The 3,782-nt window shown below is 64.6% G+C and carries 4 protein-coding genes; 3 read left to right on the top strand and 1 reads right to left on the bottom strand.

Annotated elements, in window-relative coordinates; all coding sequences use genetic code 11:
* From EOA27_RS26785 to EOA27_RS26775, 3 genes are all read left to right on the top strand, one after another.
* Positions 1 to 730, top strand: a 730-nt coding sequence (locus tag EOA27_RS26785) for an ABC transporter ATP-binding protein (protein WP_145970550.1), incomplete at its 5' end; no start/stop codon positions are given.
* Positions 727 to 1,476: an ABC transporter ATP-binding protein gene (locus EOA27_RS26780; protein ID WP_127257664.1), complete on the top strand. Its 750-nt coding sequence runs from the start codon at positions 727 to 729 to the stop codon at positions 1,474 to 1,476. The genes EOA27_RS26785 and EOA27_RS26780, both read left to right, overlap by 4 nt.
* A 39-nt stretch (positions 1,477 to 1,515) precedes the next feature.
* Complete coding sequence (locus EOA27_RS26775) at positions 1,516 to 1,854, top strand: hypothetical protein (protein WP_126079434.1); 339 nt, start codon at positions 1,516 to 1,518, stop codon at positions 1,852 to 1,854.
* Between the two features lie 5 nt (positions 1,855 to 1,859).
* Here the strand turns inward: EOA27_RS26775 and EOA27_RS26770 are convergent.
* A partial coding sequence (locus tag EOA27_RS26770) for an efflux RND transporter permease subunit (RefSeq protein ID WP_145970549.1) occupies positions 1,860 to 3,782 on the bottom strand: 1,923 nt, incomplete at its 5' end.

The raw sequence follows: 3,782 nt of genomic DNA, 5'->3' as shown, positions 1-3,782 counted from the left end.
TCTCGGCATCGTCGGCGAAAGCGGATCCGGCAAGTCGCAGACCGGCCGCGCCATCATGGGGTTGACCCCGCCGCAGGCCGAGGTTTCGGCCAAGAAGCTCGCCTTTGACGGCATCGACCTGCTCTCGATCTCGCCTCGTCAGCGCCGGTCGCTGCGGGGAAACCGCATCGCCATGATCCTGCAGGATCCGAAATATTCGCTGGATCCGGTGATGACCATCGGCCGTCAGATCGTCGAGACGCTGCGCACGCATGAGAAGGTCTCCAAGGCCGAGGCGCGCGAATGGGCTCTGGCCATGCTGCAGGCGGTGCAGATCCGCGATCCGGCTCGCGTCTTCGATCTTTATCCGCACGAGGTCTCGGGCGGCATGGGCCAGCGCGCCATGATCGCGATGATGCTGGTCACCGGACCCGAACTGATGATCGCCGACGAGCCGACCTCGGCGCTCGACGTCACCGTGCAGCTCGACGTGCTCAAGATCCTCGACAAGCTCGTGGCCGAGCGCGGCATGGGGCTGATCTTCATCTCGCACGATCTGCGCCTGGTCTCGTCCTTCTGCGATCGGGTCGTCGTCATGTATGCCGGCAAGGTGGTCGAGCAGATCAAGGCGTCCGAACTGCGCGACGCCCGGCATCCCTACACGCGCGGCCTGCTCAACTGCATGCCGAGGATCGGTTTCGAGCGCCATCCGCTGCCGGTGCTCGACCGCAAGCCGGAGTGGGCGGCATGACGGCCGCCATCGCCATCCAAGGGCTGGAAGTGGTCTTCGACCGTTTTCGCGCGCTGAAGGGCGTCAACCTCGAGGTGAGGGAAGGCGAATCCTATGGCTTGGTCGGCGAAAGCGGCTCCGGTAAGTCGACGCTGCTAAAGGCGATCACCGGCCTTGCGCCTGTCGCTTCGGGCACCATCACCGTCAACGGCAAGAGGCTCGGCAAAACCCGCGACAAGGCTTTCTACCGCGATGTGCAGATGGTGTTCCAGGATCCCTACGGGTCGCTGCATCCGCGCCAGACGGTCGACCGACTGCTGCAGGAGCCGCTCGCGATCCATGGCATTGCCGATGGCGAGAAGCGCATCGAGCGCGCGCTGGACGAGGTCGGCCTCGGCAAGGGCTTCCGCTTCCGCTATGCGCACCAGCTTTCCGGCGGCCAACGCCAGCGTGTCGCCATCGCGCGTGCGCTGATCCTCGAACCCTCGATCCTTCTGCTCGACGAGCCGACCTCGGCGCTCGACGCCTCTGTTCAGGCCGAAGTGCTGAACCTTCTCGAAGAGGTCCGTCGCCGCCGCAAGCTCACCTTCCTGATGGTCAGCCACGACCTCGCCATCATCACCCATATGTGCGAGCGGCTGATGGTGATGCAGAATGGAGAGGCGGTGGAAACACTAACCGCGAGCCAGCTGATAGGGCATCGGGTCGGCGAGGATTATACGCGCAATCTGCTCAGGGCGAGTGAGGGGTTCGTGCGGACGGCTTGAGATGGTCCTGTTGGTGCATAGCCAATTTAGGAGATTTCCGTGGAGCGATGGAACTTCGAAGACCCACCGAACGTCGCGGTCTTGTCGGACAAGGGCATATTTAGACACGGCGACTGGATCGCATACGTCGTGCATGAAAATGACGATGACGACGACGATAATGATGAAGGGGGCAGTTGGCAGTTCTACAGCAGCGACACGCGGGATCGGAATGAAAGCGACATGATGCTCGTAGGCTTGCAAGAGGTGGTTGACCGGGACAAAAGCATCCTGGAATTGGCCGATTTGCCAAAGGGTTGGCACGCTTGGCGCAGCTCAAGGTCATCACCGTGGCAGCGCGCCAAGTCGCGTCCTCTCGGCCTTCGCGATGACGAATGACGGCCTTAGGTTGGGGTGGTCTGCGCCAGATCTCCGGTCTCTGACACAGCCACGCTTTCCCTATCTTTCGGCTCCTTGACCCTGAACCACGTCACGTAGAGTGCCGGCAGGAACAGCAGCGTGATCGCCGTGCCGGCGATGATGTCGCCCATCATGGCGTAGGCCATCGGTCCCCAGAACACTTCGCGCGCGATCGGGATCAGCGCGAGACTTGCAGCCGCGGCGGTCAGCGCGATCGGCCGCATGCGATGCTCGGTCGCTTCGACCACCGCCGCCCAGCGGTCCTTGCCTTCTTTGACGAGGTCCTCGATCTGCACGATCAGGATGACCGAGTTGCGGATCAGGATGCCGATCAGTGCCAGCACGCCGAGTATGGCGACGAAGCCGAGCGGCGCGCCGCTGGGAACCAGCGCCGCCACCACGCCGATCAGCCCGAGCGGCGCCACCGCCACCACCAGGAACAGGCGCTGGAAGCTCTGCAACTGCACCATCAGGATGGTCGCCATGACGAACAGCATCAACGGCACCACGGCCGCGATCGGGCCCTGGCTCTTGGCGCTTTCCTCGACCGAACCCGCGGTCTCGACCGAATAGCCGGGCGGCAGCTTGGCGATGAAGGCGTCCACCGACGGCTTCAACTCGTTGACGACGGTCGCCGGCAGCACGTCGCCGACCAGGCCGGCGCGCACCGTGATCGTCGGCGTGCGGTTGCGCCGCCAGACCGTCGGCTGTTCGAGGTCGTAGCGGAAGTTGGCGACGGCGGCGAGCGGGATCGACTCGCCGTTGCCGGTCGGCAGCTGCATGTTCTGCAGCGTCTCGATCGAGCCGCGCTCGGCCTCGCGCGACCGCGCCACGACGTCGATGAGATAGGTCGCGTCGCGCACCTGCGTGATCGTCGAGCCGCCCACCGTGCTGTTCAGCGCGCTGGCGATGTCCGAAGAGGTGATGCCGAGCTGGCGCGCCTTGTCCTGCAGCACGTCGACCCTCAGCACGCGCTGCGGTTCGTTCCAGTCGAAGGTGGGGGCTGCGAGCTTCGGATTGGCCGAGATCACGCCGGCGAATTGCTGCGCAAGTTCCCGCACCGTCTGGATATCGGGACCGCCGACGCGGTACTGCACCGGCCTGCCGACCGGCGGGCCGAGCTCCAGCAATTTGACGAACGCGTCGGTGCCGACGAACTCCTCGCGCAGCAGCTTCTCCAGCGCCGGCTTCACCCGGTTGCGCGCCTCGATGTTCTTGGTGACGATGACGGTCTGGCCGAAATAGGGATTGGCAGGCTGCACGTCATGGGCCAGCACGAAGCGCACGGCACCCTCGCCGATATAGGAGGAGAAGTGGTCGATGTCCGGATTGCCGGCCAGCGCCCGCTGCTCGAAGCGCTCCATCTGGTCGCGCGTCTCGGTGATCGAGGAGTTCTGCGGCAGGTTCCAGTCGACGATCAGCTCCGGCCGGTCGGAGGGTGGGAAGAACTGCTGCTGCACGAGGCCGAAGCCGGCGACCGAGGCGGCGAACACAAGCACCGTCACGATGATCGTCAGCCAGTGCCGGCGCACGGAGAAGACAAGCACGCGCCGGAACAGCGAGGTGAAGCGTCCTGGCTGGTCGTGGTGCTTCTCTTTCATCGTCGCAGGCAGGATGGTGACGCCCAGCAGCGGCGCGAACAGCACCGCCACGATCCATGACACCAGCAGCGACACCGCGATGACGACGAACAGCGTGAAGGTGTACTCGCCCGCGGCGCTGGAGTTGAGGCCGATCGGGATGAAGCCGGCGACCGTCACCAGCGTGCCGGTCAGCATCGGAAAGGCGGTCGAGGTGTAGACGAAGGTCGCCGCCTTGCGGAGATTGTCGCCGACTTCCAGCCGCGCCACCATCATCTCGACCGCGATCATTGCGTCGTCGACCAAAAGGCCGAGCGCGATGATCAG

This window comes from Mesorhizobium sp. M2A.F.Ca.ET.037.01.1.1 (assembly GCF_003998075.1).
Taxonomy (GTDB): Bacteria; Pseudomonadota; Alphaproteobacteria; order Rhizobiales; family Rhizobiaceae; genus Mesorhizobium.
This window is presented reverse-complemented; position numbering and strand designations above follow the sequence as displayed.

Bases quoted from the DNA above. Each gene is read 5' to 3' on its own strand.
- EOA27_RS26780 (WP_127257664.1), top strand. From the start codon at position 727: ATGACGGCCGCCATCGCCATCCAAGGGCTGGAAGTGGTCTTCGACCGT.